24 protein-coding genes are annotated in these 26,645 nt (G+C 66.0%); 17 read left to right on the top strand and 7 right to left on the bottom strand.

Annotation, left to right across the window (positions count from 1 at the left end):
• The first annotated feature begins 13 nt into the window (after positions 1–13).
• Together QX108_RS32880 and QX108_RS32885 are read left to right on the top strand one after the other, a co-directional pair.
• Entirely contained in the window at positions 14–808 is a 795-nt protein-coding gene (locus QX108_RS32880; protein ID WP_315786451.1) for a rhomboid family intramembrane serine protease, read from the top strand.
• A gap of 273 nt (positions 809–1,081) precedes the next feature.
• A complete protein-coding gene (locus QX108_RS32885) occupies positions 1,082–1,510 on the top strand; it encodes a CBS domain-containing protein (RefSeq protein ID WP_315786453.1) in 429 nt (142 codons plus the stop codon).
• On the opposite strand, the gene QX108_RS32890 is transcribed toward QX108_RS32885, so the two are convergent.
• The gene (locus QX108_RS32890; protein ID WP_172107897.1) at positions 1,497–2,513 is read right to left on the bottom strand and encodes a patatin-like phospholipase family protein; all 1,017 of its coding nucleotides are present in this window, start codon (positions 2,511–2,513) and stop codon (positions 1,497–1,499) included. The genes QX108_RS32885 and QX108_RS32890 overlap by 14 nt on opposite strands.
• A gap of 257 nt (positions 2,514–2,770) precedes the next feature.
• Here QX108_RS32890 and QX108_RS32895 point away from each other — a divergent pair, with 257 nt between their 5' ends.
• The 3 genes from QX108_RS32895 (at position 2,771) to QX108_RS32905 (ending at position 7,687) form a co-directional block, all read left to right on the top strand.
• A complete protein-coding gene (locus QX108_RS32895) occupies positions 2,771–3,850 on the top strand; it encodes a hypothetical protein (RefSeq protein ID WP_409998578.1) in 1,080 nt (359 codons plus the stop codon).
• Positions 3,851–3,914: 64 nt separating this feature from the next.
• Positions 3,915–4,085 carry an RNA polymerase sigma factor region1.1 domain-containing protein gene (locus QX108_RS32900; RefSeq protein ID WP_315786456.1) on the top strand — a complete coding sequence of 57 codons (171 nt, stop codon included), beginning with the start codon at positions 3,915–3,917 and terminating at the stop codon, positions 4,083–4,085.
• 1,085 nt (positions 4,086–5,170) lie between these two features.
• Positions 5,171–7,687: a putative bifunctional diguanylate cyclase/phosphodiesterase gene (locus QX108_RS32905; RefSeq protein WP_315786458.1), complete on the top strand. Its 2,517-nt coding sequence runs from the start codon at positions 5,171–5,173 to the stop codon at positions 7,685–7,687.
• Positions 7,688–7,976: 289 nt separating this feature from the next.
• Here QX108_RS32905 and QX108_RS32910 read toward each other — a convergent pair whose 3' ends face one another.
• A complete protein-coding gene (locus tag QX108_RS32910) occupies positions 7,977–8,540 on the bottom strand; it encodes a nitroreductase (RefSeq protein ID WP_315786460.1) in 564 nt (187 codons plus the stop codon).
• A 284-nt stretch (positions 8,541–8,824) separates the two neighbouring features.
• Here QX108_RS32910 and QX108_RS32915 point away from each other — a divergent pair, with 284 nt between their 5' ends.
• Positions 8,825–9,727, top strand: a complete 903-nt coding sequence (locus tag QX108_RS32915; RefSeq protein WP_315786463.1) for a hypothetical protein — start codon at positions 8,825–8,827, stop codon at positions 9,725–9,727.
• A 127-nt stretch (positions 9,728–9,854) separates the two neighbouring features.
• Here the strand turns inward: QX108_RS32915 and thrS are convergent, their stop codons facing one another.
• Positions 9,855–11,921 carry a threonine--tRNA ligase gene (gene thrS / locus QX108_RS32920; protein WP_315786466.1) on the bottom strand — a complete coding sequence of 689 codons (2,067 nt, stop codon included), beginning with the start codon at positions 11,919–11,921 and terminating at the stop codon, positions 9,855–9,857.
• A 255-nt stretch (positions 11,922–12,176) separates the two neighbouring features.
• On the opposite strand from thrS, the gene QX108_RS32925 reads away from it, so the two are divergent.
• From QX108_RS32925 to QX108_RS32935, 3 genes are all read left to right on the top strand, one after another.
• Positions 12,177–13,547, top strand: coding sequence for a hypothetical protein (locus QX108_RS32925; protein WP_315786469.1), 1,371 nt, complete (start codon positions 12,177–12,179; stop codon positions 13,545–13,547).
• A gap of 81 nt (positions 13,548–13,628) precedes the next feature.
• A complete protein-coding gene (locus QX108_RS32930) occupies positions 13,629–14,819 on the top strand; it encodes an MFS transporter (RefSeq protein ID WP_315786471.1) in 1,191 nt (396 codons plus the stop codon).
• Between the two features lie 171 nt (positions 14,820–14,990).
• Complete coding sequence (locus tag QX108_RS32935) at positions 14,991–15,353, top strand: hypothetical protein (RefSeq protein ID WP_315719500.1); 363 nt, start codon at positions 14,991–14,993, stop codon at positions 15,351–15,353.
• Between the two features lie 13 nt (positions 15,354–15,366).
• On the opposite strand, the gene QX108_RS32940 is transcribed toward QX108_RS32935, so the two are convergent.
• Positions 15,367–16,509: an alpha/beta hydrolase gene (locus tag QX108_RS32940; RefSeq protein ID WP_409998580.1), complete on the bottom strand. Its 1,143-nt coding sequence runs from the start codon at positions 16,507–16,509 to the stop codon at positions 15,367–15,369.
• Positions 16,510–16,971: 462 nt separating this feature from the next.
• Between QX108_RS32940 and QX108_RS32945 the strand changes: the two genes are divergently transcribed.
• Both QX108_RS32945 and QX108_RS32950 read left to right on the top strand, forming a co-directional pair.
• Complete coding sequence (locus QX108_RS32945; protein ID WP_315786597.1) at positions 16,972–18,348, top strand: APC family permease; 1,377 nt, start codon at positions 16,972–16,974, stop codon at positions 18,346–18,348.
• A 1-nt stretch (position 18,349) separates the two neighbouring features.
• On the top strand, positions 18,350–19,600 hold the full coding sequence (locus QX108_RS32950) for a hypothetical protein (protein ID WP_315786474.1): 1,251 nt from the start codon (positions 18,350–18,352) through the stop codon (positions 19,598–19,600).
• Positions 19,601–19,641: 41 nt separating this feature from the next.
• Here the strand turns inward: QX108_RS32950 and QX108_RS32955 are convergent, their stop codons facing one another.
• Both QX108_RS32955 and yidD read right to left on the bottom strand, forming a co-directional pair.
• Positions 19,642–19,866, bottom strand: a complete 225-nt coding sequence (locus QX108_RS32955; RefSeq protein ID WP_315719502.1) for a hypothetical protein — start codon at positions 19,864–19,866, stop codon at positions 19,642–19,644.
• A gap of 160 nt (positions 19,867–20,026) precedes the next feature.
• Positions 20,027–20,380: a membrane protein insertion efficiency factor YidD gene (gene yidD / locus QX108_RS32960; RefSeq protein WP_409998579.1), complete on the bottom strand. Its 354-nt coding sequence runs from the start codon at positions 20,378–20,380 to the stop codon at positions 20,027–20,029.
• 262 nt (positions 20,381–20,642) lie between these two features.
• On the opposite strand from yidD, the gene QX108_RS32965 reads away from it, so the two are divergent.
• Both QX108_RS32965 and QX108_RS32970 read left to right on the top strand, forming a co-directional pair.
• Entirely contained in the window at positions 20,643–21,539 is an 897-nt protein-coding gene (locus QX108_RS32965) for a hypothetical protein (RefSeq protein ID WP_315786478.1), read from the top strand.
• A 135-nt stretch (positions 21,540–21,674) separates the two neighbouring features.
• Entirely contained in the window at positions 21,675–21,989 is a 315-nt protein-coding gene (locus tag QX108_RS32970; protein ID WP_315786482.1) for a hypothetical protein, read from the top strand.
• 28 nt (positions 21,990–22,017) lie between these two features.
• Here the strand turns inward: QX108_RS32970 and QX108_RS32975 are convergent, their stop codons facing one another.
• Positions 22,018–22,491: an iron-sulfur cluster assembly scaffold protein gene (locus QX108_RS32975; RefSeq protein WP_315786485.1), complete on the bottom strand. Its 474-nt coding sequence runs from the start codon at positions 22,489–22,491 to the stop codon at positions 22,018–22,020.
• 231 nt (positions 22,492–22,722) lie between these two features.
• On the opposite strand from QX108_RS32975, the gene folE reads away from it, so the two are divergent.
• The 4 genes from folE (at position 22,723) to QX108_RS32995 (ending at position 26,517) form a co-directional block, all read left to right on the top strand.
• Positions 22,723–23,430, top strand: coding sequence for a GTP cyclohydrolase I FolE (gene folE, locus QX108_RS32980; RefSeq protein ID WP_172180345.1), 708 nt, complete (start codon positions 22,723–22,725; stop codon positions 23,428–23,430).
• A gap of 27 nt (positions 23,431–23,457) precedes the next feature.
• Positions 23,458–23,880, top strand: a complete 423-nt coding sequence (gene hisI / locus QX108_RS32985; RefSeq protein WP_172107926.1) for a phosphoribosyl-AMP cyclohydrolase — start codon at positions 23,458–23,460, stop codon at positions 23,878–23,880.
• 150 nt (positions 23,881–24,030) lie between these two features.
• Positions 24,031–25,062, top strand: coding sequence for a transglycosylase SLT domain-containing protein (locus QX108_RS32990; RefSeq protein WP_315786490.1), 1,032 nt, complete (start codon positions 24,031–24,033; stop codon positions 25,060–25,062).
• Positions 25,063–25,341: 279 nt separating this feature from the next.
• Entirely contained in the window at positions 25,342–26,517 is a 1,176-nt protein-coding gene (locus QX108_RS32995; RefSeq protein WP_172180341.1) for a DUF2336 domain-containing protein, read from the top strand.
• Positions 26,518–26,645: the final 128 nt, after the last annotated feature.

The following is a 26,645-nucleotide window of genomic DNA, read 5'->3' on the forward strand; positions in this document are numbered from 1 at the left end:
GGCGTGCGTTCCCTTGGATTCCCCGTCAGACCTCACGCAAGATCCGCCGCTTCGGGACACGCGGGAGCCGATGCTGAACCTGCCGGGCGCGCTGACCGCCTATATCGTGCTGATCGCCGTGATCCATCTGCGCGTGCTGCTGCCCGAGGAATGGGACGCGGCGATCATCAACCTGTTCGCCTTTGTGCCGAAACGATACGACCAGACCCTGCTGGATGGCCCGTTCCCGGGCGGCACACCCGCCAAGATCTGGACCTTCGTCAGCTACTCGCTGCTGCACGCCAATCTGACGCATATCGGCTTCAACGTGCTGTGGCTGCTGCCGTTCGGCAGCGCGCTGGCGCGCCGCTTCGGCGCGCTCAGGTTCTATCTGTTCATGGCAGCCACGGCCGCAGCCGGTGCGCTCGCGCATCTGCTCACCCATGAGCACGCGCTGGCGCCGATGATCGGTGCCTCGGCCTCGGTGTCGGGTGCGATGGCCGCGGCGATGCGCTTTGCCTTCGTTCGCGGCGGCTTCCTGTCGTTCAGCCGCGGCGATGCCGAGGCGGCGGCAAGAGTGCCGGCCCTGTCGCTGTCGCGCGCGCTGCGCAATCCGCGGGTGCTCGGCTTCCTCGCGGTGTGGTTCGGCGTCAACATCCTGTTCGGCGCCTTCGACCTCACACCCGGCGCCGAGGGGGCCGATGTCGCCTGGCAGGCGCATATCGGCGGTTTCGTCGCCGGCCTCATCCTGTTTGCGCTGTTCGATCCGGTCCCGCATGTGCGCGCCGATGCTGCACCTGCGTTGCCGTCGGAGCCGATCGACGGTTAGTTGCCGCATTCCTGCGCTTGCGAGCGCCGGCGAATTCATTCATCATTTGCGTCCGATGCAACCGGGGCACGACTCCGGGCAAATAGGGCAGGCCTTTTTCCTGGCCATCCGCCGGCCTGCCGAGCGCAGTGCAACCCAAGCGTGACGGGCGCATTGCCAGACTGCGATCGAGTCTCGTGACTCGACGATCAGCGTGACTGAAGACGACTGCATGCATCGGCCGCAAGGACGCCTCGCTCAAGAAGGCGCATCGGCCTCTCAAGGAGATGAGCAATGACAGTACGTGCGATCCTCGACACCAAGGGCCACAAGGTCGAGAGCGTCGAAGCCCAGACCACACTCGCCGAAGCCGCCAAGCTGCTGGCCGATCGCAAGATCGGCGCGGTGCTGGTGATGTCGGGCACGCGGATGGAGGGCATTCTCTCCGAGCGCGACATCGTCCGCTCGCTCGGCGAGCGTGGCGCCACGGTGCTCACCGAGCCGGTGTCCAGCGTCATGACCCGCCGCGTCGTCAGCTGCAAGCCGGCCGACACTGTCGCCTCCATCATGGAGATGATGACCAACGGCAAGTTCCGCCATCTGCCGGTGATCGAAGGCGGCGTGGTGGTCGGCCTCATCTCGATCGGCGACGTCGTGAAGTGGCGCGTCCAGGAATACGAGACCGAGCAGGAAGCGCTGCGTCAGTACATCAAGACGGCGTAGCCCCGCCGCCGGCCGGCGCCGCCGCGCCGATTGCGTCCTGGATCGAATCCAGCGCACGTTCGGCGGCCCTTGCGCCGAACGCGATGAGATCGGCTGCACGGTGAAAATCGAACCAGCCGATCTGGCCGACGCGCGGCGAGATCAGAAGATCGGGCGGATCGCCGGCGAGCCGGGCGCGGGTGATGCGGTCCTGCATGATGTTGAAGGCGTCGACCATGACCGAGGAGATCCCGGGCCGGCCGCCGCCGCCGAAGAACTGCCGTTTCACCGCGCGCTCCGGCGAGAACAGCTTGCCGAAGCGGCGCTTGGCCGGCGCGCTCTCCATCACCGTTTCCGGCACCTCGACCGGCTGGCCATGCGAGTAGATCGTCGTCGAATGCGTGAACACGTCGCTCGACAGGTTGGCGGCGATCACGATCTCGGCGCCGAGCGCGCGTGCGGCCGACACCGGCACCGGATTGACCATGGCGCCGTCGACCAGCCAGCGGTCGCCGATCAGCACCGGCGCGAAGATGCCGGGCAGGGCGTAGGAGGCGCGCATGGCATCGACCAGGCTGCCATGGGTCAGCCAGATCTCGTGTCCGGTTCGGATCTCGGTCGCGACGGTCGCGACCTTCATCGGCAGTTCCTCGATCGCGACGCGGCCGAGCGAGGCCTCCAGCTGGGCCGCGAGCTTCTCGCCGCCGATCAGGCCGGAGCCGTTGAGACGGATGTCGAGATAGCCGAGCACGTTGCGCATCTGCAGGCTGCGCGCCCATTCCTCCAACGTGTCGAGCTGGCCTGCCGCATAGGCGCCGCCGACCACCGCGCCGATCGAGGTGCCGACCACGACGTCCGGCACGATGCCGTGCGCCATCAGGGTCCGGATCACGCCGATATGGGCAAAGCCGCGCGCCGCACCGCCGCCGAGTGCAAGCCCGATGACCGGCTTGCGGATCGTGCCGAGACCGACATTGGCGCTTTCGCCTCCGCCCTGGCGGCGTCCCTTCAAGATATCCAGCACTTGTCGTCTCCACGCTTACGCAACTTTGTGCAACGAGTCGGCAACGGACTCATGACGCCGTCGAGCGTACCAGAAGCATCCTTCATGCCGGTTCACGGGAGCACCCGATGCCGTCGATTTGAAGGGGCGGAGCGGTTCGCTCGAGGCTGCGCCCGTGCCACCGCGCAGGCCTGCGGCCAAGCCGCGCGGCCGCGTCCGGTTCCCCGGGCACAGCGCAGTACAGGCTTGAATTCGCCGCGTTTTCGGTCAAAAGCAGGATGATGACGAGAGGTCGCGGATCCCAGGGTTTCCGGCGCAGCGGGCAGCTATGGCTTGTGCTCGCTTTGTCGTGCCTGTTCGCCGGGCTCGTATCACCTCCAGCCGCAGCCCAGCTGTTCAGCGATCGTCCGCCGCCGGTTCCGCCCGCTTCGGTGCCGGATCCCGGCGCCGCCGTCAGCCTGGCGCCGCCCTCCGGCCCTGCGGCAGGTCCCATCCTGCCCCCTGCGCCGCAGGCCTTGCCTGGACCGCCGGTGGCCGCGATTCCCCCCGGAGCGCCCGCCGCCATCCCGCCGGTGGCTGCGCCCCCAGCTGCGGCGCCCAATCAGGGCGTGCTGTCGCTGTCGGCGCGCTACGGCAAGGATCTGCCGGGTATCAATGGCGGGCTGGTCTGGCGCGTCTTCTCCGACCGGCCCGACGAGACCGGCGCCTTCAAGATGCTGCGTGAGGATCGCGGCGCCACGCCGAACATCGTGCTGCCGCCCGGCAACTACGTCGTTCACGTCGCGCTTGGACTCGTCAGCGCGGTCAGGACGGTGAGCCTGAAGACGGAGACCGATCGCGAATCCTTCCTGCTGCCGGCTGGCGGCCTGCGCCTCGAGGGCAGGGTCGGCACCAGCAAGATCCCGCAGAACCAGATCTCGTTCGCGATCTACAAGGGCAGCCAGTTCGACGGCCGCGAGCGTGCGCCGCTGGTGCCGAACGTCGCCGCCGGCGACATGCTGATGCTGCCGGAGGGGACCTACTACATCGTCTCCAACTATGGCGACGCCAATTCGGTGGTGCGCTCCGACATCCGTGTCCAGGCCAGCAAGCTCACCGACGTCACCGTCACCCACCGCGCCGCGGTCATCACCTTGAAGCTCGTCTCCGACAAGGGCGGCGAGGCACTGGCCAACACCGCCTGGTCCGTCATCAACCCCGGCGGCGACGTGATCAAGGAATCGGTCGGCGCCTTCCCCAAGGTCGTGCTCTCCGAAGGCGACTACCGCGCCATCGCCAAGAACGAAGGCAAGGTGTTCGAACGCTCCTTCAGCGTGGTCAACGGCGTCGACGGCGAGGTCGAGGTGCTGGCGCGGTAAGACGTGCGCACGCGACACCGACTCTTCCCGCTATCTATGAGAGCCAATCTCCGGGGAGAGCTGTATGCAGATGTCCGACATCATCCGCCATGCCATCGAGACCGGTGAACGCAAGGGCTGGATCACGTTCGACGAGCTCAACGCGCTTTGCGCAGGCAGCACGGTCGAACCCGAGGACATTGAGCGGCTCATGGAGGCGCTCAGCGACGCGGGCATTCGTCTGGAGGAGGAGTGATGCGAGCGCAGAGTTTTTGTAGGATCGCGTCCCACCACCGCTGTCGTCCCGGCGAACGCCGGGATCCATACCGCGGATGCTGTCGGGGGACGTAGCTGTCAGCGGCCCGCATCACCGCGGCCGGTGGCTGGGTCCCGGCTCGAGGCAGGGCTATCGCATATGGTCAATCTGAGTGTGTCGCGAAACCGTCTCCACATCGTCATGCCCGGGCTCCGTCCCGGGCATCCACGTCGTTCTCAGCATGCTGGACAACGTGGATGGCCGGGACAAGCCCGGCCATGACGACGCGGAGGGAGAGGGGCGCAAAACATAGATCGCCATATGCGATAGCCCTGCGGCTCGAGGCCGGCACGACAGAAGTCATTGTGGAAGCAGTGGTGCTCGACACGACTGCCCAACTCGTGACGCCTCTGCCCGTCGGGTTACTTTGTCGCACTTATTAGTCCTTGCGTCGTCGGGCAAATCAGAACGATCTTTCCGCGCATCCCGTCCCGGGATGAGGGGCGTATCGCGGTCGTCACGGCACGCGGGGCGGGGAGCGGTGGGCGTGGTGGATTGCAGCGCGGGGTCGCTCGCGCCGACGAACAATTCGCTGCGCACGGTCAAGTCGCGCGGTCCTGATATCCCGACGCTGATATCAACTCACGGTAAGGCTTTGCCCTGCGTTGAGGATGGTGGCCAGAAAGCCCGGCGCACCAGGGAGAACGCGAAGCAGCCGTTAAAGCCATCGCGCAGGGAGGGCCGGATTTCCGGCTGAACCTGTGGTACCTGCCGCCTGCATTTTTTTGAGCAGGCGGGCCACGGGCCTCAGTCGAGGTCCGGCCTTCCCTGCGCCCTCACGCTGATCGAGGGTCTCGCAAGGTGCATCACCCGGGCGGATCTCCGCCGCGGGATCGCCTCTTCGCATTCCATCATCGCGGCTGATCGTATGGGCGCAGGATGTCACGCGCCGGCGACCGCAAGATACGAGGCGACTGTCATAGTCTCTAATGCGCAATAACCATGGAACGACTTTGAACTGTCATATTCGCTGCCGGCCGCTGCACGGCCAATCTGGATTTACAGCCCATTAAAGACAGATCTGCATGGAGTACCGCTACAAGCAGCTGGCGATTGAGTACGATGCGATGAGTGCCGCGAAGAAGAAGACGTCCGGGGCGGTCAGCAATGATCTGTTCGAGGACATTCCGGTGCTCAAGCGCAAATGGCACGCGGCATTGAAGCCCGGCCAGAGCCTGCCCCAGTATGAAGACGTGATGCTGGGAAGCCTCGGCCGCCTCGCCGATCATGTCGCGCTGTTGCGCGAGGAGGACGACCGTCTCGAAATCACCCGCAGCGGCCGCTATGTCCAGCAATGGCTTCAGAATGACGGCTGGGATATTCCGGTCGAATCCGTCTCGCCGGACTGCGCGACGGTGCTGACGGAAGCGGCGATCTGCGCGGTGACGAATTGCAAGCCGCATCTGTCGACCGCGTACTGCGTGCGCGACGGCATGGTGCGCACCTACGACGTGCTGGCGCTGCCGACCAGCTCGCGTTGGGGCAGAACGCTGGTCGGCACCTACATCAACGAGCGCGCCGGGCAGTACAATCTGCTCGATTCGATTTTCTCCACCACCGAGGACGGCGTCGTCTCGCTCGCCACCATCCGCGACAGTGCCGGCGTGCCCTGCGACTTCCAGGTCGTCCATCACAACCAGTCCGCGGCGAGCCTCCTCAAGCTCTCGGCGGCCGAGCTGCAATGGCGGCGGCTGAGGCAGGGCGGGACGATGCTCGGCACGGCCGACGTGCTGGCGCGATTGTTCGCCATCGTCGCGCACAGCGGCCGCGATCAGTTCGAGCTCGATTGCGACGATCGCAATCTGCGCCTCGGCGTGCATGCGTTCGGCGACATCGTGTCTCTCACTGTCTCCGACGTCACCGCGCTGAAGCGCCGCGAGGCGTCGTTCCGCCTGTTGTTCGATGCCAATCCGCTGCCGATGGGCATCTTCGACACGGAGACGGGGCGCATCATGAAGGTCAACGCCGCCGCCGCCGAGCACTATGGCTACGACCGCGACCGGCTGCTCGGCATGACGATCTGGGATCTCTGGCCCGAAAGCGACATGGCCGATCTGGACGAGGCGATGGCGCGGCTGACGGCGCGGGACGATTTCCATCGCGAATGGCGGCACTACACGGCGGACCGCTCGCTGATCGACGTGCTGGCCTATGGCCGGCGGATCTCCTACGAGGGACGCGACGGCTTCCTCGTCGCCATCGTCGACATCACCGAACGCCGCAAGGTCGAGGCCCGGATCGCGCACATGGCTCACCATGACGGCCTGACCAACCTGCCCAATCGCGAATTGTATCAGGAGCGGCTCAGGCAGGTGCTGCAGCCAGGCGCGTCCGGCAACAGATCGATTGCCGTGCTCTGCGTCGATCTCGACCTGTTCAAGAACGTCAACGACTCGCTCGGCCATCCCATGGGGGACCGGTTGTTGCAGGCGGTGGCCGACCGGCTCAGGGAGCGGGTGCGGGGCGGCGACATGGCGGCGCGGCTCGGCGGCGACGAATTCGCCGTCATCCTCGCCGACACGCCGTTGCCCAACGAGGCCAGCGATTTCGCGGCCAAGCTGATCCAGGCGCTGAGTGCGCCCTACGAGATCGACGGCCATGAGCTCGTGATCGGCGCTTCGATCGGAATCGCGCTTTCGCCGTCCGACGGCTCGACCAGCGAAGAGCTGATGAAGAATGCCGACATGGCGCTCTACCGCGCCAAGGAGGAGGGCGGCGGCGTGCACCGCTTCTTCGAGAAGGAGATGGATCTCCGGGCGCAGAGGCGCCGCGACATGGAGCATGACCTTCGTCACGCCTTCGCGCAGGGTGATTTCGAGCTGCACTATCAGCCGCTGGTCGAGGTCGCGACCAGCACCATTTCCGGCTTCGAATGCCTGCTGCGCTGGCGCCATCCGGAGAAGGGCATGATCTCGCCGGCAGAGTTCATTCCTGTGGCCGAGGACATCGGCCTGATCGTGCCGCTGGGGGAATGGGTGCTGCGCGAGGCCTGTCATGAGGCCGCGCGATGGCCCGATGGCATCAAGGTCGCGGTGAATCTCTCGGCCGTCCAGTTCCGCAGCCGCAACCTGGTGCAGGTCGTGGTCCAGGCGCTGGCGCAATCGTCGCTGCCGCCGGAGCGGCTGGAGCTGGAGATCACCGAGTCGATCCTGCTCGCCGAGACCGAGGCGAATCTGGCGACGCTGCATCAGCTGCGTGGGCTGGGCATCCGCATCTCGATGGATGATTTCGGCACCGGCTATTCCAGCCTCAGCTATCTCCGTAGCTTCCCGTTCGACAAGATCAAGATCGACCGCTCCTTCGTGAAGGACCTCGCGCAGCGCTCCGACTGCCTCGCCATCGTCCGCGCCATTTCCGGCCTCGGCAAGAGCCTCAACATCACCACCACGGCCGAGGGCGTCGAGACCACGGACCAACTCGACTGGCTGCGCGCCGAAGGCTGCAACCAGGTCCAGGGCTTCCTGTTCAGCGCCGCGCGGCCGGCGTCGGAGATCGCGGGCCTGCTGGCACGGTTCGGCGCCAGAGCGTCGAAGGCGGCGTGATGAGGAGACATGATGAGGAGACTTGGCGAATAGGGGGCAATTGGAGGGCATGGAGAATGCAAGGGCCTGCCTTGCTCTTTCCACCCGTCATTCCGGGGCATCGCGAAGCGATGAGCCCGGAATCCATAACCACGACGGGTCATGAGGTGCGAGCTGCCCATGGCCTCTGTCTTCGCCACATCACCGCTTTGGAATATGGATTCCGGGCTCTCGCTTCGCGATGCCCCGGAATGACGGGTGGAAGGAGCGGGGCCTGCTCCCTGCTATTTGCTGCTCTCTATTCGTCCGATCAGAACCGCGTCACGATATCCGCCAGCGCCGGGCGCGGGCGGTCCTCGCTCGGCTTGGTCGGCCTGCCGATATGAATGAGCCCCGCGAGCTTCTCCTCCGGCTTCAGTCCGAGCCCGTCCATCACCTCGCGGTCGAACATGAACCAGCCGGACAGCCAGCAGCCGCCATAGCCGAGCGCGGTCGCCGCCGTCAGGATGTTCATCGCGCTGGCGCCGGCGGAGAGCTCCTGCTCATAGGCCGGCACCTTGGGATGCGCCCGGGTGAAGCTGACGAGGCCGATCACCAGCGGTGCCTCCATGAAGCGGTTCTTCTCCACCTCGAGCTCGGCGGCGGTCGCCTGCGGGTTCTTCTTGGCGAAGACGGCTGCGATGACCTCGCCGGCGCGACGGCGGCCGTCGCCCTCGAACACGATGAAGCGCCAGGGCGCGAGCTTGCCGTGATCGGGCACGCGGGCGCCGATGGTCAGGATGGTGTCGAGCTCGGCAGGGGTAGGGCCGGGACCGCTCATCTCGCGCGGCTTGACGGAACGGCGGGTCTTCAGGAGTTCAATCGCGTCGGGCACGTCGTGAAATCTCGTTCGTTGCACGTAGGAGAGATAGCATGGGCCTCCGCCTGCAACGAGGCTGCGGCACGGCGTTTTGATCAGTTCTACCGCCGCCGATCCTACATCCTTTGCGGGTTTCGACGAAGATTTCGCGTGGGACGAGGCGAGCGGGGCACTTTCGATGCGGCTATCTGTCCAATGCACGATAATTGCAGCGAATTGTCGAACCTTGGGCGGGCCGGTAAAAACATAGTGCCAGAGATCCGCGGGGAGTTGTCTGACGTGCAAGATCTGACGCGCCGATGACCGCACTGATACCTTCACCCGATGCCGTCGCGCAGCTGCGCGGGATGCCCGGATTCGCGCGGGCGATGCGGGCCTCGACGGCTTCGGCGATCAGGCTGTATCGGGGCGATCGCATCCTCAATGCGCTGCTGAGCGACCGGGCGCGGGCCCTGTTTCCGCATGTCGCGCTGTATCTGCATTTCGCCGAGCAGCGCGACGGCCAGCTCGGTCTCACCGTCGGCGCCATGAAGGAGATGTGCGCCAGGCTCGACCTGTGCAGCGGCGGTCGCTGCGAGGCCATGCTGGCCTTGATGCGCGCGACCGGGCTGGTGGCGTCGGCTCCCAATCTGGACCGCCGGCGGCGGCCGCTGGTCCCGACCGACCGGCTGATCGCACTGCATCGCGAGCGCTGGGGTGTGCAGTTCGACGCCATGAGCGCGGTGCTGCCGGCCGCCGTGGCCTATCGGGCATCGTTGAACGATCCGGCTTTCGTGAAGACCTTCGTGCTCGAGCTTGGCCGTCGCTTCATCGCCGGCCTCCGCATCCTCGACGGCGCGCCGGAGCTCGAGCCGTTTGCCGAACGCACCGCCGGCATGGTGATCCTGTTCAGCCTGGCGCAAGGTGCCGGGCCGGACCAGCCATTCCCGCCAGACGCCCCCGTGCCGTTCTCCATCAACGGTCTGGCCACCCGTTTTTCGGTGTCGCGCAAGCACGTGCTGACGTTGCTGCGAGATGCCGAGGAGAAGGGCCTGCTGATCCGCGGCACCGACGCCATCACCATTCTGCCGCTGGGGCGCGAGGCGATCGAGCGGATGCTCGCGACGATGTTTCTCTACATGGCCGAATGCGCAGACGTGGCGCTGCAGGCCGCAGACCAAGACAGAGGTTCTGCGGATGCCGTCGCCAGTCTGTCGGCGTAGCCGCGTGGCCCGGATGAGCGCACGCCGGAGCCCGTCAGGGCGACGGCGGCAGCGACATCCGGGATCTCAGGCGCTGTCGCGGCGACCCCGCATGTTGCTGCGCTCATGCGGGCCACGAGTGACGACCTCAGGCCGCCTCGCGCTGGCGGCGCCGCACGTCCGGCGGCGTCGCTTCGTCCACCAGGGCGGCGATCGCCTCCGCGGTCGGCATCACCGTCTGGCCGTCGCGGCCGAGCCGGCGGACGGAGACGGAATGCGTCTCGGCCTCCTTCTTGCCGACGACGAGCAAAGCCGGGATCTTCTGCAGCGAGTGCTCGCGGACCTTGTAGTTGATCTTCTCGTTGCGCAGGTCGATCTCGCACCGCAAGCCCGCGCGGCGCAGCGCCGCCAGTACCTGCTTGGCGTATTCATCGCCTTCCGATGTGATGGTGGTGACGACGACCTGCGTCGGCGCCAGCCACAGCGGGAAGCTGCCGGCATAGTGCTCGATGAGGATGCCGATGTAGCGCTCCATCGAGCCGCAGATCGCGCGATGCACCATGACCGGCGCCTTCTTGGCGCCGTCGGCGTCGATGTAGAACGCGCCGAACCGCTCCGGCAGGTTGAAGTCGACCTGCGTGGTGCCGCACTGCCAGTCGCGGCCGATGGCATCGCGCAGCACATATTCGAACTTCGGCCCGTAGAACGCGCCTTCGCCCGGATTGATCTCGGTGCGGATGTGGTTGTTCTGCGCCTTAATCTCGTTCAGCACGGTCGCCATCACGCGCTCGGCGTGATCCCACATCTCGTCGGTGCCGACGCGCTTCTCAGGTCGGGTCGACAGCTTGACCGTCAGTTCGCCCTCGAAGCCGAAGTCGGAGTAGGTCGACAGGATCAGATCGTTGATCTTGAGACACTCCTCGGCGAGCTGATCCTCGGTGCAGAACACATGCGCGTCGTCCTGCGTGAAGCCGCGCACCCGCATGAGGCCGTGCATGGCGCCGGAGGCCTCGTAGCGGTGCACGACGCCGAACTCGGCGAGCCGCAGCGGCAGGTCGCGGTAGCTCTTCAGGCCGTGCTTGAAGATCTGCACGTGACCGGGGCAGTTCATCGGCTTCAGCGCGAACCAGCGCTTGTCCTCGGCCTCGTCGCCAGCGGACTGCGCCGCGAACATGTTCTCGCGGTACCAGTTCCAGTGGCCCGAGGTCTCCCACAGCGACTTGTCGAGGATCTGCGGCGCATTCACCTCGTCATAGTCGCCGGCGAGCCGCCTGCGCATATAGGCGATCAGCGCCTGGAAGATGCTCCAGCCCTTGGGGTGCCAGAACACGACGCCCGGACCTTCCTCCTGGAAATGGAACAGGTCGAGCTCGCGGCCGAGCTTGCGGTGGTCGCGCTTCTCGGCTTCCTCGATCTGCTTGAGGTAGGCGTCGAGCTGCTCCTGCTTTGCGAAGGCGGTGCCGTAGATGCGGGTCAGCATCGGATTGTTGCTGTCGCCGCGCCAATACGCGCCCGCCACCTTCATCAGCTTGAAGGCGTTTCCAATTTTGCCCGTCGAGGTCATGTGCGGGCCGCGGCACAGGTCGAACCAGTCGCCCTGATAGTAGATCTTGATCGGCTCGCTGCCCGGAATGGCGTCGACCAGCTCGACCTTGAACGCCTCGCCCTTGTCGCGGAACACCTGCTTGGTCTTCTCGCGGTCCCACACCTCCTTGGTGAACGGTTTGTCGCGGCCGATGATCTCGCGCATCTTCTTCTCGATCGCGGCGAAGTCTTCGGGGGTGAACGGCTCGTTGCGGAAGAAGTCGTAATAGAAGCCGTTCTCGATCACCGGGCCGATCGTGACCTGGGTGCCGGGCCACAGCGACTGCACGGCTTCGGCGAGCACGTGCGCGCAATCGTGCCGGATCAATTCCAGTGCGCGCGGGTCGTCGCGGTCGACGAGCTCGAGCTTCGCGTCATCATTGATGGAATCGTTGAGGTCGACGACGTCGCCGTTCAGCGCCATCGCGACCGTGCGCTTGGCGAGCGAGGGCGAGATGCCCTTGGCGATGTCGAAGCCGGTGGTGCCCTTGGGATATTCGCGCTTGGCGCCGTCGGGGAAGCTGATGGTGATCTTCTCGACCGGGGCGGCGGGCTTCAGATTGCTGAGGCTGTACTGGAAGCCGGCCTTGGACTGGTCGGATTTCGAGTCGGGGGATTTCGAGTCAGGCATGTCTCTCTCCTGTAGCTCACTCCTGCGAACGAGCGCAGGTAAGCGGGAGCAAGGGGTATAGCAGGGGATTTCCAGGCTGCAACCGGGCAACAGGCAGGAAAAACCGGCGGATCGGTGCCGGCGCGGACGCGGCGGAGATTGCCGCGGCGTGCCGGTATGATACAACTTCAAGTGTTCGGGGCGTGGGGACGCGTGGCGATGTTGTCTGCAGGGGAGGCGCCGCTCTCCGTTTTTGTCGGGCGCTGCGGCATTCGGATGGCAGCCGTCCTGCTCGCGCTGGGGCTGACCATCGCGCCGTCGCCGGCCGCGGTGGCGCCGAAGGGCAAGCCGGCCGCGCCGCCCAAAGCTGCGCTCCAGCAGAAGCCAAATCTGCCACAGAGGGCTGCAGCGCAGGCCAGGCCCGCTGCTCCGCTCAGGCCGGGAACAGAGCTCAAGCCGGCCAAGCGTCCCGTCAAATCGCCGCGGCTGGCGGACAATTCGGCCCCGATCGCCTTCGCCCTCGTCAAGGGTGCGCCCGATTCCTGCGGTCCGGGCTGCGACAGCTGGATCGCGGCCGAAGGCAAGATCGATGGCGGCGCGGCCACGCGCCTGCGCAAATTCATCAAGCAGATCGGCGACCGCAAGCTGCCGATCTACTTCAATTCGCCGGGCGGCAATCTCGAGCAGGCGCTCGCGATGGGCAACCTTCTGCGCGAGAAGAAGGCCGTGGTTCGCGTCGGGCGCACCACCTTGAGCGAATGCGGCTTCGAGCCTCAGGAGGGAGAGGCCTGCACCAGGCTCAAGCAGGCCGGCCGCGAGCTGCACGGCGAGGTCTGGACCCGCGGCGCGATCTGCAACTCGGCGTGTCCCTACATCATCCTCGGCGCGCCCAACCGCGAGCTTGCCCCGGACGTCACGCTGGCGGTGCATTCTCCACGCGTCATCCTCAACTTCACCGGTGGGGTGCCGACCCGCGAGGTACGGGCGCAGGCAATGCAGCGGGCGATGGAGCGCTCCGACAAGATGGTGCTCGACTACATCACCCGGCTCGGCGCCGATCCAACTCTGCTCACGGTGGCGCGGTCGGTGCCGTTCGAGGGCATGCGCATCCTGACGCGCGAAGAAATCGCGCGCTTCGCGCTCGATCGCCGCGAACGCGTCGAGAGTCCCTGGATGTTCGAGGCCGCCAGTCGCGGCATCGCCTACAAGACCATCCTGAACCGCAAGGACGGTGAAGCTTCGTTCCGCACCACGCGCCTGCAACTGGTATGCTTCGACCAGGATCGCTTCGAGCTCGATGTCGAGCGCAAGGCTGGGACCGGTGCGACGCTGGCGATGGTGAGCGGCGATCTCAGGCTCAACTTCCTCTCGCCGCCGCGCCGCGCCGGTGATCTCGAACGATGGGGTCTCTTTCTCAACGGCAGCCAGATGAAAGCATTGGCGTCGGCGCCCGGAGCGGGTCTGAGCGATGCGCCGCCGAATACGGTGGGTCCCGGCGTGTCGACGTTTCCGGTCGGGAGCGACGGCCTGCAGAATGCGCTGAAGAAGCTGATGGAGAGCTGTCCACCATCGAAGGCCGTCGTCTATCCGTCCGGGCTTCCGGTTCCATGGACTCAGTCCTCCTCGCCGCAGGCGTCGGCGCGCTGAGCCTTCACGAGGAACAGAATTTCATCCGCGACATGAGAGATTTTCATGCAGATGCATGAAAATCTCTGCTAATCATCGGGCATGACATCCGCTCCCTCGACATCCGGCCAGACCCCGCCGCCCCTGGCTCCGACCGCACTGATGCTCGGCAACATCATCACCGGCTGCTCGGTGCTGGCGCCTGCCGGGATGCTGCCCGAGCTCGCTGCCAGCCTAGGCGTCGGCGTTCACACCGCAGGTCTGCTGATCACTTTCGGCGCGGTGGTGCTGTGCATCGGCTCGCCCCTGACGGCCTGGCTGACCAGCCGCTTCGACCGCCGCCACCTGCTTGCGGCGACGCTGCTGGTGCTCACGCTCGGCAATCTCGCCTCCGCTCTCGCGCCGGATTATGGGAGCCTGCTCGCGATTCGGCTGGTGATGCTCGCGGTCGGAGCCCTGTACACGCCGCAGGCCGCCGGCACCGCTGCCTTGATCAGCCCCGTGGACAAGCGCGGCAGCACCATCGCCTATGTGTTCCTCGGCTGGTCGCTGGCCGCCGCCGTCGGCCTGCCGTTGATCACCTTCATCGGCAGCCATTCGGGCTGGCGGGCGGCCTATCTTGCGGTCGGTGCCGCCGGGGTGGTCAGCTTCGTGCTGCTGACCTGGCGGCTGCCGTCGGGCCTGAAGGGGGCGCCGGTTGAGCTGAAGACCTGGATCGCGCTCGGCCGCAACCGGGTGGTGGTGCTGCTGCTGATGGTCACGATGTTGCAGATGTCGGGGCAGTTCGTGATCTTCACCTTCATGGGCCCGCTCCTGAACAAGCTGACCGGCGCGGACGCCAACGCGGTGGGACTGGTGTTTGCGATCTACGGCGCCTGCGGCTTCCTCGGCGTCGTGATCGCCACCCGCATCGTCGACGGCTGGGGCGCTTATCGCACCTCGCTGCTGTTCACCTGCCTGCTGCTCGCAGGGATCGCGGTCTGGACGGTCGGCGCGGGCGTCTACCCGGTGATGGCCGTCGCGGTGGCAATCTGGGGATTGGGGTTTGCGTCCACCAACTCGATGCAGCAGGTCCGCCTGGTCGCTGCCGCTCCGCCGCTTGCGTCCGCCTCGGTGTCGCTCAACACCTCCGTGCTCTACGTTGGCCAGGCCGTCGGTTCCGCGGTTGGTGGCAGCCTGTTCGCCCGCGATGCTCTGGGCGCCACGGGCTACGTGGCCATCGGGTTCGTGATGCTGGCGCTGCTGACCATTCTGGCGAGCCGGCCGCGGGCGCCGGTCGCCGCGCTGGCGTGAGGTCCACCGCAAACCGCGGCTTGACGCTTGGCAAAACCGGTCCGACCGGATTAAAGCCGCTGGGGTGGGTGGCTGTCGGGCGAAAGATCCATCGCGGCGCGCGGTCTAGGCCGCGCGCGGTCCCGAGAGGTTGATCTTTCTCGCCCGCGGTTTGGATGAAAGAGACATGGCATGAAAAAAACGATGTTGAGCGTTGCCGCAGTGCTGTTTTGCACCTCTGCGCTGGCCCAGAGCGGCGCGCCGATGGTCGGAGACCGCCCGCTGGTGCAGGTCAAGCCGAAGGGGATGAAGACCGCAGCCGCCGCGCCGGCCAAGCCGCAGTCGATGGCCGTCAAGCTCCAGGCGTGCCTGGAGATCGACGACGGAACCAAGGAGCGGCTGAACTGCTACGACGCGGTCATCCCGCCCGCGGCCAAGCCCAAGGCGACGAAGGCCAAAGCGGTGGCCGACTGCAAGTTCACCAAGGAGGAGGACGAGCGGCTCGCCTGCTTCAACGGCTTCGTCGAGAACATGCCGAAGCTGCCGAAGAGCTGAGAACCCATTGGTCTCAGCGGCTCGATGAGCCGCCAAGCGCGCTCGGGGCACCGGCCGCAATCCGGATCGGCGGCTGGGCGGCGGCCATCTTCGTGAGGACGTCCCTGATAGGGTGGCGCGTCCAGGCTTGTGTGACGTAGTCCCGGTGAGTGATGCCCTCGTCGGTCTCGACGAAGACGACGCTGCCGGGGCGGAGCGGCCGGTCCATGTCGTCCGAGATCTCGATGCCGCGGCTCCGCAGCATCGTCATCAGCTCTCGATCGTGGCGCGCAGTGTAGCGCGTGTAGGAGCTGACGAAGAAGCCGGAGCGGTTGCGCTCGATCCAGCCGGCGAACTTGTCGAGTTGACCATAGACCGCATCGAGCAGCACCACGCCGCGCACGCGCTCGCTGATGCCGCCGACCTCGAGGCTCCACGCTGCGGGAAGAAAGCCACCGCTGTAGCCGACGATGACGATCGGCATGCTCGCGAACGTCCTCGCGCTTGCGGGATCGCCGGTCAGGCGGGCCAGATTCGTCGCCGCCTCATCCATGAAGCGCTTGAAGCCGCCCGGCTGCCAGAACTTGCCCGCGCTCGAATCGGCGGCATCGACTGCCATCTGCGGCGCGAGCAGCACGGCATTGACGCCGGAGGCGGTGATCTGCTGCGGCACCATCTGCCGGTCGCGCACGTCGCGCTCCAGCGTGGCGCCGTTGCCATGGAAGAACACCACGATCACGCCGGGCTTGCGGGCATCGAAGGCTTCCGGAACGTGCACCAGCACGCGGTTGTCATTGTAGGTCTGGTCCTGCCAGTAGACGCGGCCCGAGAAGCTGCGGTGGCCGCGGCGCTCGCCATCGGAGACGTTGAGGAACGGCGCGTCCGACGCGGGATTGTCGCCGAAATACGGGAAGGCCGACGACTTCATGCTGACGAGCGTCGTGAGATCCTCGCGCGTCCGGCGTGCCGGCCCTTGCGGCTCCAGCGATGCGAGCCGAGGGGGCGGCGGCTTGGGCGCGAAGTCCGCAGGCGTGCGCAACGGCAGGCTCTCGCCGACGCTCGGAAAACGATCACGGAACTCCGGTGCAGGGAAACGCTCCTCGAAGGTCAGCCCCTGTGCCGGCGCCGCATTGGCGGCCAGTGCTGCCGGATCCGGTGTCTGGCCGCACTGAGCCAACGCCAACGAGAGCGTGGCCGCAGCCAGAGCATGGGCCGCGCGTCCAGATCCACGGGGCGGCCTCAGCTCGGGCCGATGCGGCCGCGGCCAACGGCGCAGCCCACGACAGCTCGACAATCTCAGACCGATCCCGATCATATGTCCCCAAGACGAGCAGGACCGCAGCGACAGGTCCCACTTCACAAATCGGCTCGTTTCAAACTGCGCCACCGACGTTGAGGTCGCGTTAAGGATGGCGCCTGGCGAATTCCGGTGCAGCAGCGGACACAGCACGCGATCGTGTCGCGATTGTGAGACCCAGCATCGCCCGACGCAACGCTGCGGAGGCTAGATCGCATGAAAAAGGTCTCATATTACCATCCTTCCAAGGCCTTATTTAGCGCGCGTTAACTATGATTGAATGGTTCGGCCGGAACATGAGCCTGTGACGAAGGGAAGGGGTGGCGCGTGCCCCTCAACGGTATGGCTGCATCCGAGGCAGGCGACACGACCTGGGCGGGCGGGTCACGCAGTGCCGTGATCCCGTCCGTGTCGCTGCCGGTCGCGATCACCATCGTGATCGCCGACATGATCGGCGTCGGCGTGTTCACCAGCCTCGGCTTTCAGGTCAAGGACATTCCCTCCGGCTTCGCAATCCTGCTCCTGTGGGCGGTCGGCGGTCTCGTCTCGGTGTGCGGGGCGCTGTCCTATGCCGAGCTCGGCGCGATGTTCCCGCGTTCGAGCGGCGAGTACAATTTCCTCAACCGCGCGTTTCACCCGGCGATCGGCTTCATGGCCGGTTGGGTCTCCGCAACTGTCGGCTTCGCGGCGCCGGTGGCGCTCGCGGCAATGGCGTTCGGCGAATATGGCCGTGCGGTGCTGCCGGACGTTCCGCCGATGCTGCTTGCGGTCGGAGCGGTGTGGCTCGTGACCGTCGTGCAACTCGGTGGCATCCGGCAATCCAGCCGCTTCCAACTGCTGTCGACCGTGCTGAAGCTCAGCCTGATCGTCGCCTTCCTGGTTGCCGGCTGGGCCATCTCGGCGCCGCAACCGGTCAGGTTCCTGCCGGCCGTGTCCGACCTCGGCTATGTCACCAGCGCGGCCTTCGCGACCAGCCTCGTATTCGTGATGTACGCCTTCTCGGGCTGGAACGCGGCGACCTACATCATCGGTGAACTGCATGCGCCGGAGCGAACCCTGCCGCGGGCGCTGCTGTTCGGGACGCTGATCGTGCTCGTGCTCTACATTGCCCTGAATGCGGTGTTCCTGCGGGCGGCGCCGACGAGCGAGCTGGTCGGCCAGCTGCAGGTCGCGAGCATCGCCGGCACGCACATTTTCGGCGAAACCGGCGGGCGCTTCGTCGCCGGGATGATCTGCGTCGGTCTGGTGCCTTCGATCGCCGCGATGATGTGGATCGGCCCGCGCGTGCTGATGACAATGGGAGAGGACATCCCGGCGCTCGCGGTGTTCGCCCGCCGCTCGCGCAATGGCGCCCCGGCCTATGCCGTGCTGTTTCAACTCACCGTGGCGACCTTGATGCTGTTCACGGAGAGCTTCGAGGCGGTGCTCGACGTCGTCCAGTTCTCGTTGCTGTCGTGCTCGTTCCTGACCGTGCTCGGCCTGTTCAGGCTGCGTCTCACCCAGCCGGACATCGAGCGGCCGTATCGCGCGTGGGGCTATCCGGTGACGCCCTTGATCTTCCTCAGCGTGACCGGGTTCATGATGTACTATCTGGTCGCTGCGCGGCCGTGGCAGGCCGCGGTCGGCGCCGTGGCGATGCTGTCCGGATTGCTGATCTATTGGTTCGCTCACGCGCGGTCGCGCCGGACCGCTGCAACAGCCATGTCGGGTTCGGAGTGAAATGCGGTTGGTGTCGAGACTTCTGCTGTCGAAAGTGTGGCTCGCCGTTGCCTGTCTCGTCGTCGTGACGAGTTGCGAGGTCCGCGGACAGACCATCACGCCGGATGACACGGCGCGCGTGCTGGCGGGGATGACGCCGCAGCCCGGCTCGCCGCTGGCAGCGCTGACGCAGGATCCCGGCTGGCGGCGCCACGCGGCGTTCTTCGACAATGCCTTCAGTCAGCTCGAGCAGCGGCAATTGTCGAAGATCCGGACCTGGACAGAAGCCAATGTCGCGGCGCCGCGGCCCACGATGTTCTATTTTTTCTCGGGGCCCGACTTCCTCTATGCCGACGCGTTCGCCCCGAAAGCCACCACCTATGTGATGGCTGCGCTCGAGCCGACCGGACCGATCCCCGATCTTGGCCGGTTGCCGCGCGGCAGCATCGGGCCCGCGCTGGCCTATGTCGAACGTTCCCTGCAGTCGATCCTCAGCTTCTCGTTCTTCATAACCAAGAACATGAAGGTGGATCTGCGCGAGGGCGAGATCGAGGGAGCGCTGCCGATCCTCTATGTCTTTTTGGCGCGCACCGGCAAGACCATCCACAGCGCGAGCCTGATCTGGCTGGATGACAATGGCGTCGTGCACGCGGCGAACGAGCCGCCGGCGCGCAACGCGACCAGGGGCGCCCGCATCTTGTTTGCCGGCGCCGACGGCGTCGAGAAGACGCTCTATTACTTTTCGACGGATCTGTCCGATTCCGGCGTGAAGGCCGGCGGCTTCCTCAGGTTCTGCGAACCGCTGGCTCCCGGCAACAGCCTGCTCAAGAGCGCATCCTATCTGCTGCACGAGAGCAGCTTCTCCCAGGTTCGCAGCTGGCTCTTGAAGAACAGCGCCACCATCGTGCAGGACGATTCCGGCATTCCGCTGGCGAGCTATGATGCGAGAGCGTGGCGCTTCTTTCCGTTCGGGCGATATGCCGGGCCGATCGACAAGTTTCCGGGCATGTACCAGATGAGCTACGCCAGATTGTTCGAGCGGGCACAGCCGCTGGAGTTCGGCATCGGCTATCGCTGGCGCACGCGGGAGTCGAACGTCCTGCTCTCGGTGCGATCGCCCTCTGCCGATGCAACGATTTCAGCCGAAGCCACAGGACCGGCTGAGACCGCTCCGCCGCCGCGCGCGCGGCGCGCGCCGCGGGCGCCGGAGCCCATTCCGGTCTATCCGCCACCTCCGCGCCGCGACGAGTTCTTCCTGCTGCCGCGCTGGTAGGACGTCGATCGTCCCGTGAGAAAGCCGCGCTTGCGGCCGCGTTACCAATGCACGCTTTGGCTCGGCACGATGTAGGAGGTCGTCGTCGGGGGCAGGGTAGTGCTGTCGGCAAGATAGCGCCAGGCGCCGATGATAGCGATCAGCAGGGCGAGGATGCAGAGCAGATCGATCTGCCTGGCGTCGTGGCTGATATGACGGTCGCCGCCCTGATCGGGGCCGATGCCTGTGCGGGATCGGCGCGATCTCGGGTTGATCGTCCAGCGCATGGTTGGTCCTCCCGAAACGGAAGTTTCAACATCAATGCAAGGTCCGCAGCACCGTTCCTTCGAACGACCCGCTCCACATGATACTAATCCTAGCTCAAAACTCTTCCAGTCCGATTTGCTTCAAATCAAATGATGCATACGCTCGCTACGTTGCGCTGCATCAGCCCGGTCCGTTGACGCCGCGCCAGCGCGCGTAACGCCACGGCAGATACCAACGCGCCTGCGCAGGTATCTCGGCTGGGACATTGTCGATACCGGACGTGCCGAATGGCTGGCAGCGTAGTAGCCGCGCAAGCGTCATCCATCCGCCGGCCCAGAGTCCGTAGCGCGAGATGGCTTCATCGGCATAGACCGAGCAGGTCGGCAGATGCCGGCAATTATAGCCGACGAGGGGCGACAGCGTGTGGCGATACAGCCAGATCAGCGCTCGGGCAGCGCGTCGCGGCATAAGCGACAGCGACCCTGACGGGATGTGCGCAGAATGGCAGTTCTGATCGGAGCATGAGTGCTTCATGGGCGCGGTGCCGGACTGATGTGCGCCTTGTGATCGGTTCCTCGGCAGGAACAGCGATCTCGCGCGCTCGTGTGATGATGTGATGCAACAATGGCCGGTTTTCAGCGGCGCTGCGGTGCGGCACACCTGGACGCTCGGGGATTGCCCGGATACGTTTCCAGGCAAGGATGTGACAGACTCATAACGGATTTGAGGCTGATTTGTCAGGTCTTGCCGCGACGACGACGAGGGACTGCGTACCGAGCTTGACGGGGGGAACGGAGTGCAGGTGAAATTGCTGCGGTCGCGTGGATTGCGCTGGATGCTTCTCGGTGTTGGAGCGCTGGCTGTGGTGCTCGGGGGCACTGTCTCCATCATGTCCAATTCGGCGCGCGCCGGTGGCGCGCTCGAAGAGCGCAAGCTTCCGATGCGGTTCAGCTGGGTCGCCTGCGAGCCGAACTGCGGCTGGGTCAGCGCGGTCGGAATTGTCACCGGCGACAGCCCGAAGGATTTCGAGGAGTTCGCACGGGATCGCGACCTGGCCGGCGCGACCCTGGTCCTCGACTCCAGCGGCGGCTCGGTCAATGACGCGATCACCTTGGGCCGCCGGTTCCGCGCCCTGAAGATGCGCACCACCGTCGGCATGACGCAGCGCCCGAGCCGGGCGACCGAGCGACCCAGGATCGTGCCCGAGGCCTATTGCGAGTCGATGTGCGTGTTCCTGCTGCTCGCGGGCACCACGCGCTATGTGCCCGACACGGCGCATGTCCGCGTTCACCAGATTTGGATGGGCGACCGCGCCGACGACGCCAAGGCGGCGAGCTACTCGGCGCAGGACCTGATGATCGTCGAGCGCGACATCGGCCGCCTTGCCAAATACACCTTCGACATGGGCGGCGCCGGCGACCTCCTGCTGCTCGCCCTCAACGTACCGCCGTGGGAGGACCTGCACGAGCTGTCCCGCGCCGAGCTTCGCACCACCAACGTCATGACCACCGAGCTGCTCGCCGACGTGCTGCCGCCGAAGGGCGCGATGCCCTTGGCCGAACTGGCGTCGAAGCGGACGGAGCCGGGCCAGGCCAAGCAGCAGGACCGCTTCTCGGTGTCCTACGAAAAGCCGCTGTCGCGCACCGCTGAAGCGCTTCCGCCGGCCACCGTTGCAGCGACGCCGCCGCAGTAGGCGGTGTCGTCGGGCAGGCGCGTCGAGCGCAAGCGATCTTCTCGGCGTGTGGCCTGTCCAGTGGACCTGAAGAGCGCTCCGACGTTCGCGGCTTGAGTGCGGGCCAATCTCAGTCCAGCCGTGAGCCGGAATCACGTGCCCGACATGCCTTTGCGGATGCTGTTCGCCATGGTGGCCGTCAGCGCCACGACGTTGCAATCGGTCGTAGCCCTTGGGGCGTGTCATACGACTCTGCGCGGAGAATTGGTTCCGCACTCCCGGCCGCAAGATCCGCGCGTCCGAGTTGTCCCGCAAAAGCTTCTGTTCTTCTCGCTCGACGAAATCAGGAGGGACAGTGGCCAGCCGGTCGCGACGGCGTTCGAGCTGGCGGTGCATTCGTCGGGCTGGGCGGAAATCAGCCCGGACAAACCGGAATTCCTCAAAGTGATCGTGCATCCGCCGACCTTCTGAGCGCCGGCAGCGCGAGGCTGGGCCGGCCTCAGCTCTGGGCTACGGCGGCCGCCGCGCCCTGCGTCTTGGCCCCCGTCCTGGCCTCGATCTGGCCGATGGCATCGACCACGGCGTCGAAGGTCAGCAGCGTGGAGGCATGGCGAGCCTTGTAGTCGCGGACCGGCTCGAGCAGGGCGACATCGGCCCATTTGCCGTCCGGAGGGGCGCCGTTTTCCTTCAGCATGCGGCGGACGGTGTCGCGCAATTCGCGCAGTTCGGCAGCAGTCGAGCCGACCACGTGGCGGGCCATGATCGAGGAGGAGGCCTGGCCCAGCGCGCAGGCCTTCACGTCGTGGGCGAAATCGGTGACGACGGGGCCGTCCATCTTCAGATCGACCTTGACCGTGGAGCCGCACAGCTTGGAATGGGCCGTGGCGGTCGCATCCGGGTGCTCCAGCCGTCCGAGGCGCGGAATGTTGCCTGCGAGCTCGATGATGCGCTTGTTGTAGATGTCGTTCAGCATGTGGCTTCCGTTCCGGAATTCCCGGCGGGTCGGCCTTGGCGGCCGGGTTTCATCGCCCTATATTGCGACTATATGGAAACGATTGGCAGGAATTCCAGCCACATCCACAGGCGTGCGGTGCCAGAGACCTCAGGTCTGCTCGCGCTCCGTCTGGGGGAAACACCTGAGTTCGGGTGACGCTCTGCCGGTGACACTCCGGTCGGGACCGCCGACCGGTCGAACGGAGACGAGATGGACGCTTTGATCAAGACGCTGCGTGGCACCAAGCCGGACGGCAAGCCGTCCGATCCGAAGCTGGCTGGGGAGCGCCCCGCCGAGCTCGATCCAGCCGAATTCCTCGCTGCCGCCGTACGGCCCGACCGGCCGCGCCCGTCGCGGGCCGAGGCCGAAGCCGCGGTCTATACGTTGCTCAACTACATCGGGGAGGATCCGACCCGCGAGGGCCTGATCGATACGCCCCGCCGCGTCGTCGAGGCCTATGACGAGCTGTTCCAGGGTTACCACCAGTGCCCCGCCGAGGTGCTGGACCGCACCTTCGGCGAGACCGCCGGCTACGACGATTTCGTCCTGATTCGCGACATCGAGTTCACGTCGCAATGCGAGCATCACATGATGCCCTTCTACGGTCGCGCGCATATCGCCTATACGCCGGTCGAGCGTGTCGTCGGACTGTCCAAGCTGGCCCGCCTGACCGACATCTTCGCCCGCCGGCTGCAGACCCAGGAGCATCTCACCGCCCAGATCGCGGCTGCGATCGACGAGGTGTTGAAGCCGCGCGGTGTTGCCGTGATGATCGAGGCCGAGCATACCTGCATGTCCGTGCGCGGCGTCGCCAAGCACGGCGCCGTCACCTTCACCAGCCGCTTCACCGGCATGTTCCGGGACAATCCGGCGGAGCAGGGGCGCTTCCTGTCGATGGTGCGATCGCCGCAACGGTAAGCCCAGCAGCATCTTAGCGAGAGTTTCGTGTCCTCATCCTCAGTCGAGCGCGAGGAAGGCCTGGCCTTCCTGCCGAAATTCGACGCGGCCGGGCTGGTCACCTGCGTGACCACCGATGCCGCCAGTGGCGACGTGCTGATGGTCGCCCACATGAACGACGAAGCGCTACGGAAGACCGTCGCAACCGGCGAGGCCTGGTATTTCAGCCGTTCGCGCAATGCCTTGTGGCGCAAGGGTGAGAGTTCGGGTCAGACCCAGCGCGTGGTCGAGATGCGCACCGATTGCGACCAGGACGCGGTCTGGCTGCGCGTCGAGCAGCGAGGAGCGGCCTGTCACACCGGCCGCCGCTCCTGCTTCTATCGCAAGGTGGAGCAAGGCGAGGGCGGTGCCCGGCTGGTGTTCGTCGAGGCCGACCGGCTGTTCGATCCGGCTGCGGTCTATCGCAAGTAGGCCAGAGACCTGCCTCCGGGAATATCCGGGTCGTTCATTGGCCCTGCTCCGGGCGCCGAATTAACCCGCCGTTAACCATACCCGCCGCACTTTGCCGGAGATTTCCGGCGCGTTCGTCTGCCAGCGAATCTGCAAACAGCGGGTCTTCTCATGTCGGTCGACGCTTCCAACTCCTCACCTGCGGGGCTTCTCGACAGCGTCCGGGCGAAGGTCGCCGGGGCCATCAAGCAGGCGGCCGATACCGTCGGCACCAGCTTCGAATATCTGTTGTCGACGGCAAAGATGGAGTCGGACTTCAACCCGACCGCTGGCGCATCAACGTCTTCGGCCCGGGGGCTCTACCAGTTCATCGACCAGACCTGGCTCGGCACGGTGAAGCAGGCCGGCGCCGATCTCGGCTATGGCCAATATGCCGACGCCATCACCCGGACATCGTCCGGCGACTACACCGTCGCTGACCCCGCGATGCGGCAGGCGATCATGAAGCTGCGCGATGATCCCAAGGCGTCCTCCGCGATGGCTGCGGCGCTGACGCAGTCCAACAGCTTCCAGCTCACCGGCATGATCGGCCGGCGGCCGAGCGACGCCGAGCTCTATATGGCGCATTTCATGGGGGCGGGCGGCGCGGCCAAGCTGATCACCAGCGCGCAGGATACACCGAACGCCTCGGCGGCCCGGCTGTTTCCCAGCGCGGCTGCTGCCAACCGCCCGATCTTCTACGATCGCGACGGCCAGGCCCGCAGTGTCTCCCAGGTCTATTCGGTCTTGAATACACGTTATTCTGGAGCCGCCAATTCTTCGACCACGCGCGGAGCGCTCGCGCTCTATGGCGGGGCAACGACCAATGTCGCGGCCAACGCCGCCGGCGGCAGTGCGCTGCCGACGACGGACACCGCGACCTTTCTCTCGATGTTCCCGGACGCGCGCGGCTCGACCCAAGCGGCAGCCGTGACCGTCACGGCATCGACCGCCAGCCGTCCGGCCGATCCGATGTTCCGCTCTCTGTTCCAGGTCGACGGCCAGTCGGAGTCCACCGTGTCGCCGACGGTGCGCGAATTGTGGGGGCGGTCTTCGGTGGCAAGCGCCGGGTCTGCCGACGCCGGCAGCAACAACAATGGCAGCGGCACTGGTCAGCGCAGGCTCGACCTGTTCAGCGACCCCCACGGCACCTTCTCGGGCTGACGCCCCGAGCGGAGCCAGGCCCGAGTCATTGATCCAAAAGATCTATTTCGAGCGTTCGGCCGCGGCTCTTGCGGCCGGACGTCGCCATGTTTTGTCCGTTGGACTACGGCGAATTGGACGGGATAGAGGTATTATAGTGTAGTTTTCGCTTCCGACCTTAACAAAACATCAACAAAACCAGCTACTTATGGTGAACGCTTTGTTAAGCGTCGTGGTTTATTTTCGGTGCTGTTGAGGCCCTCGTGGCCTTGTTTGCAAGTTGCGTAAGCCGGAAAGACCATGATCGTTCGGCAGTTTCTCAGTTGGGTCAGAACCGCGCCCGCCGGTGAGCGGGCAGAGGCCACCAGGGCTCTCGCGCGGGCGTGGTTGTTGTCGGATCTCTGCGATGAGGATCGCGGCGCCGCCGAGGGCGCGCTCCTCATGCTGCTGGATGATCCGTCGCCGCTGGTGCGGCAGGCCATGGCGGAGGTGTTTGCCCGCTCGGAGGAGGCGCCCGCCGCCATCGTCCAGGCGCTGGCCACCGACCAGCCATCCGTCGCAGCCATCATCCTCGAACATTCGCCGCTGCTGATCGATGCCGACCTCGTCGACATCGTCGCGACCGGCAACTCCGAGACGCAATGCGCCATTGCCCGCCGCATCGGCCTGCCGGCGCCGGTCTGCGCCGCGATCGCCGAGGTCGGCAGCGCGGCGGCTGCGCTCGAGCTGATCGAGAATGCCTATGCCGAGCTTGCGCCATTCTCCTGGGATCGCATCGTCGAGCGGCACGGCCATCTCGCCGCGATCCGCGAAGCCATGCTGGTGCTGGACGATCTGCCGGCAGCGACGCGGGCGGCGCTGGTCGACAAGCTCTCCGAGACGCTGGCGCAGTTCGTGGTCGCCCGGAACTGGCTCAGCGCCGACCGGGCAGGGCGCATCACCAGCGAGGCCCGCGACCGCTCGACCATCAACATCGCATCGCGCTCGCGCGGCGAGGAGTTGCGCGGGCTCGTCGCGCATCTGCGCGCGACGTCGCAACTCACTGCCGGTCTGATCCTGCGGGCGCTGCTCTCGGGCAATGTCGAATTGTTCGAGATCGCGCTGTCGGAGCTTGCCGACATGCCGCGGGCGCGGGTATCGGCGCTGCTCAACGATCGCGGCCGCGCCAGCCTGCAGGGATTGCTGCGCAAGGCCGGCATTCCCGACACCACGTTCGATGCATTTGCCGTCGCGCTCGAGGTCTGCCGCGAGAACGGCTTTGCCGACACGCTCAGCGGCGCGGCCATCCTGCGCCGCAAGATGGTGGAGCGCGTGCTCACCCATTGCGCGACCGACCGCGATGCTGCCGCACCGTTGCTGATCTTGCTCCGAAGGTTCGCCACCGAGTCGGCCCGCGACGAGGCCCGCGAATTCTGCGACGAAGTGATGGCCGAGGATTTCGTGGCGGGGCTCGAGTTCGGGCTGATCGCCGCGTGACGCGCGACCCGCGGCCCGGCGGCGACTACGTCGGGAGGGAGGACCCCTATCTCAGGGGCATTTCGGGGCGCGCGTAGCGCGAGCCCGGAATCCATCACCCCGAGCGGGCGTGTGGCGAACACGCGCGC

It is taken from the genome of Bradyrhizobium sp. SZCCHNR1002 (assembly GCF_032381435.1).
GTDB classification, from domain to species: Bacteria; Pseudomonadota; Alphaproteobacteria; order Rhizobiales; family Xanthobacteraceae; genus Bradyrhizobium; species Bradyrhizobium aeschynomenes.

What these genes read in the sequence shown, in the direction of transcription:
- yidD (WP_409998579.1), bottom strand. Translation starts at nt 20,380, where the DNA reads ATGAAGCACTCATGCTCCGATCAGAACTGCCATTCTGCGCACATCCCG.
- QX108_RS32885 (WP_315786453.1), top strand. Translation starts at nt 1,082, where the DNA reads ATGACAGTACGTGCGATCCTCGACACCAAGGGCCACAAGGTCGAGAGC.
- QX108_RS32995 (WP_172180341.1), top strand. Translation starts at nt 25,342, where the DNA reads ATGATCGTTCGGCAGTTTCTCAGTTGGGTCAGAACCGCGCCCGCCGGT.
- QX108_RS32925 (WP_315786469.1), top strand. Translation starts at nt 12,177, where the DNA reads ATGGCAGCCGTCCTGCTCGCGCTGGGGCTGACCATCGCGCCGTCGCCG.
- QX108_RS32915 (WP_315786463.1), top strand. Translation starts at nt 8,825, where the DNA reads ATGACCGCACTGATACCTTCACCCGATGCCGTCGCGCAGCTGCGCGGG.
- QX108_RS32955 (WP_315719502.1), bottom strand. Translation starts at nt 19,866, where the DNA reads ATGCGCTGGACGATCAACCCGAGATCGCGCCGATCCCGCACAGGCATC.
- QX108_RS32905 (WP_315786458.1), top strand. Translation starts at nt 5,171, where the DNA reads ATGGAGTACCGCTACAAGCAGCTGGCGATTGAGTACGATGCGATGAGT.
- folE (WP_172180345.1), top strand. Translation starts at nt 22,723, where the DNA reads ATGGACGCTTTGATCAAGACGCTGCGTGGCACCAAGCCGGACGGCAAG.
- thrS (WP_315786466.1), bottom strand. Translation starts at nt 11,921, where the DNA reads ATGCCTGACTCGAAATCCCCCGACTCGAAATCCGACCAGTCCAAGGCC.
- QX108_RS32945 (WP_315786597.1), top strand. Translation starts at nt 16,972, where the DNA reads ATGGCTGCATCCGAGGCAGGCGACACGACCTGGGCGGGCGGGTCACGC.
- QX108_RS32975 (WP_315786485.1), bottom strand. Translation starts at nt 22,491, where the DNA reads ATGCTGAACGACATCTACAACAAGCGCATCATCGAGCTCGCAGGCAAC.
- QX108_RS32935 (WP_315719500.1), top strand. Translation starts at nt 14,991, where the DNA reads ATGAAAAAAACGATGTTGAGCGTTGCCGCAGTGCTGTTTTGCACCTCT.
- QX108_RS32950 (WP_315786474.1), top strand. Translation starts at nt 18,350, where the DNA reads ATGCGGTTGGTGTCGAGACTTCTGCTGTCGAAAGTGTGGCTCGCCGTT.
- QX108_RS32930 (WP_315786471.1), top strand. Translation starts at nt 13,629, where the DNA reads ATGACATCCGCTCCCTCGACATCCGGCCAGACCCCGCCGCCCCTGGCT.
- QX108_RS32895 (WP_409998578.1), top strand. Translation starts at nt 2,771, where the DNA reads ATGATGACGAGAGGTCGCGGATCCCAGGGTTTCCGGCGCAGCGGGCAG.
- QX108_RS32900 (WP_315786456.1), top strand. Translation starts at nt 3,915, where the DNA reads ATGCAGATGTCCGACATCATCCGCCATGCCATCGAGACCGGTGAACGC.
- QX108_RS32990 (WP_315786490.1), top strand. Translation starts at nt 24,031, where the DNA reads ATGTCGGTCGACGCTTCCAACTCCTCACCTGCGGGGCTTCTCGACAGC.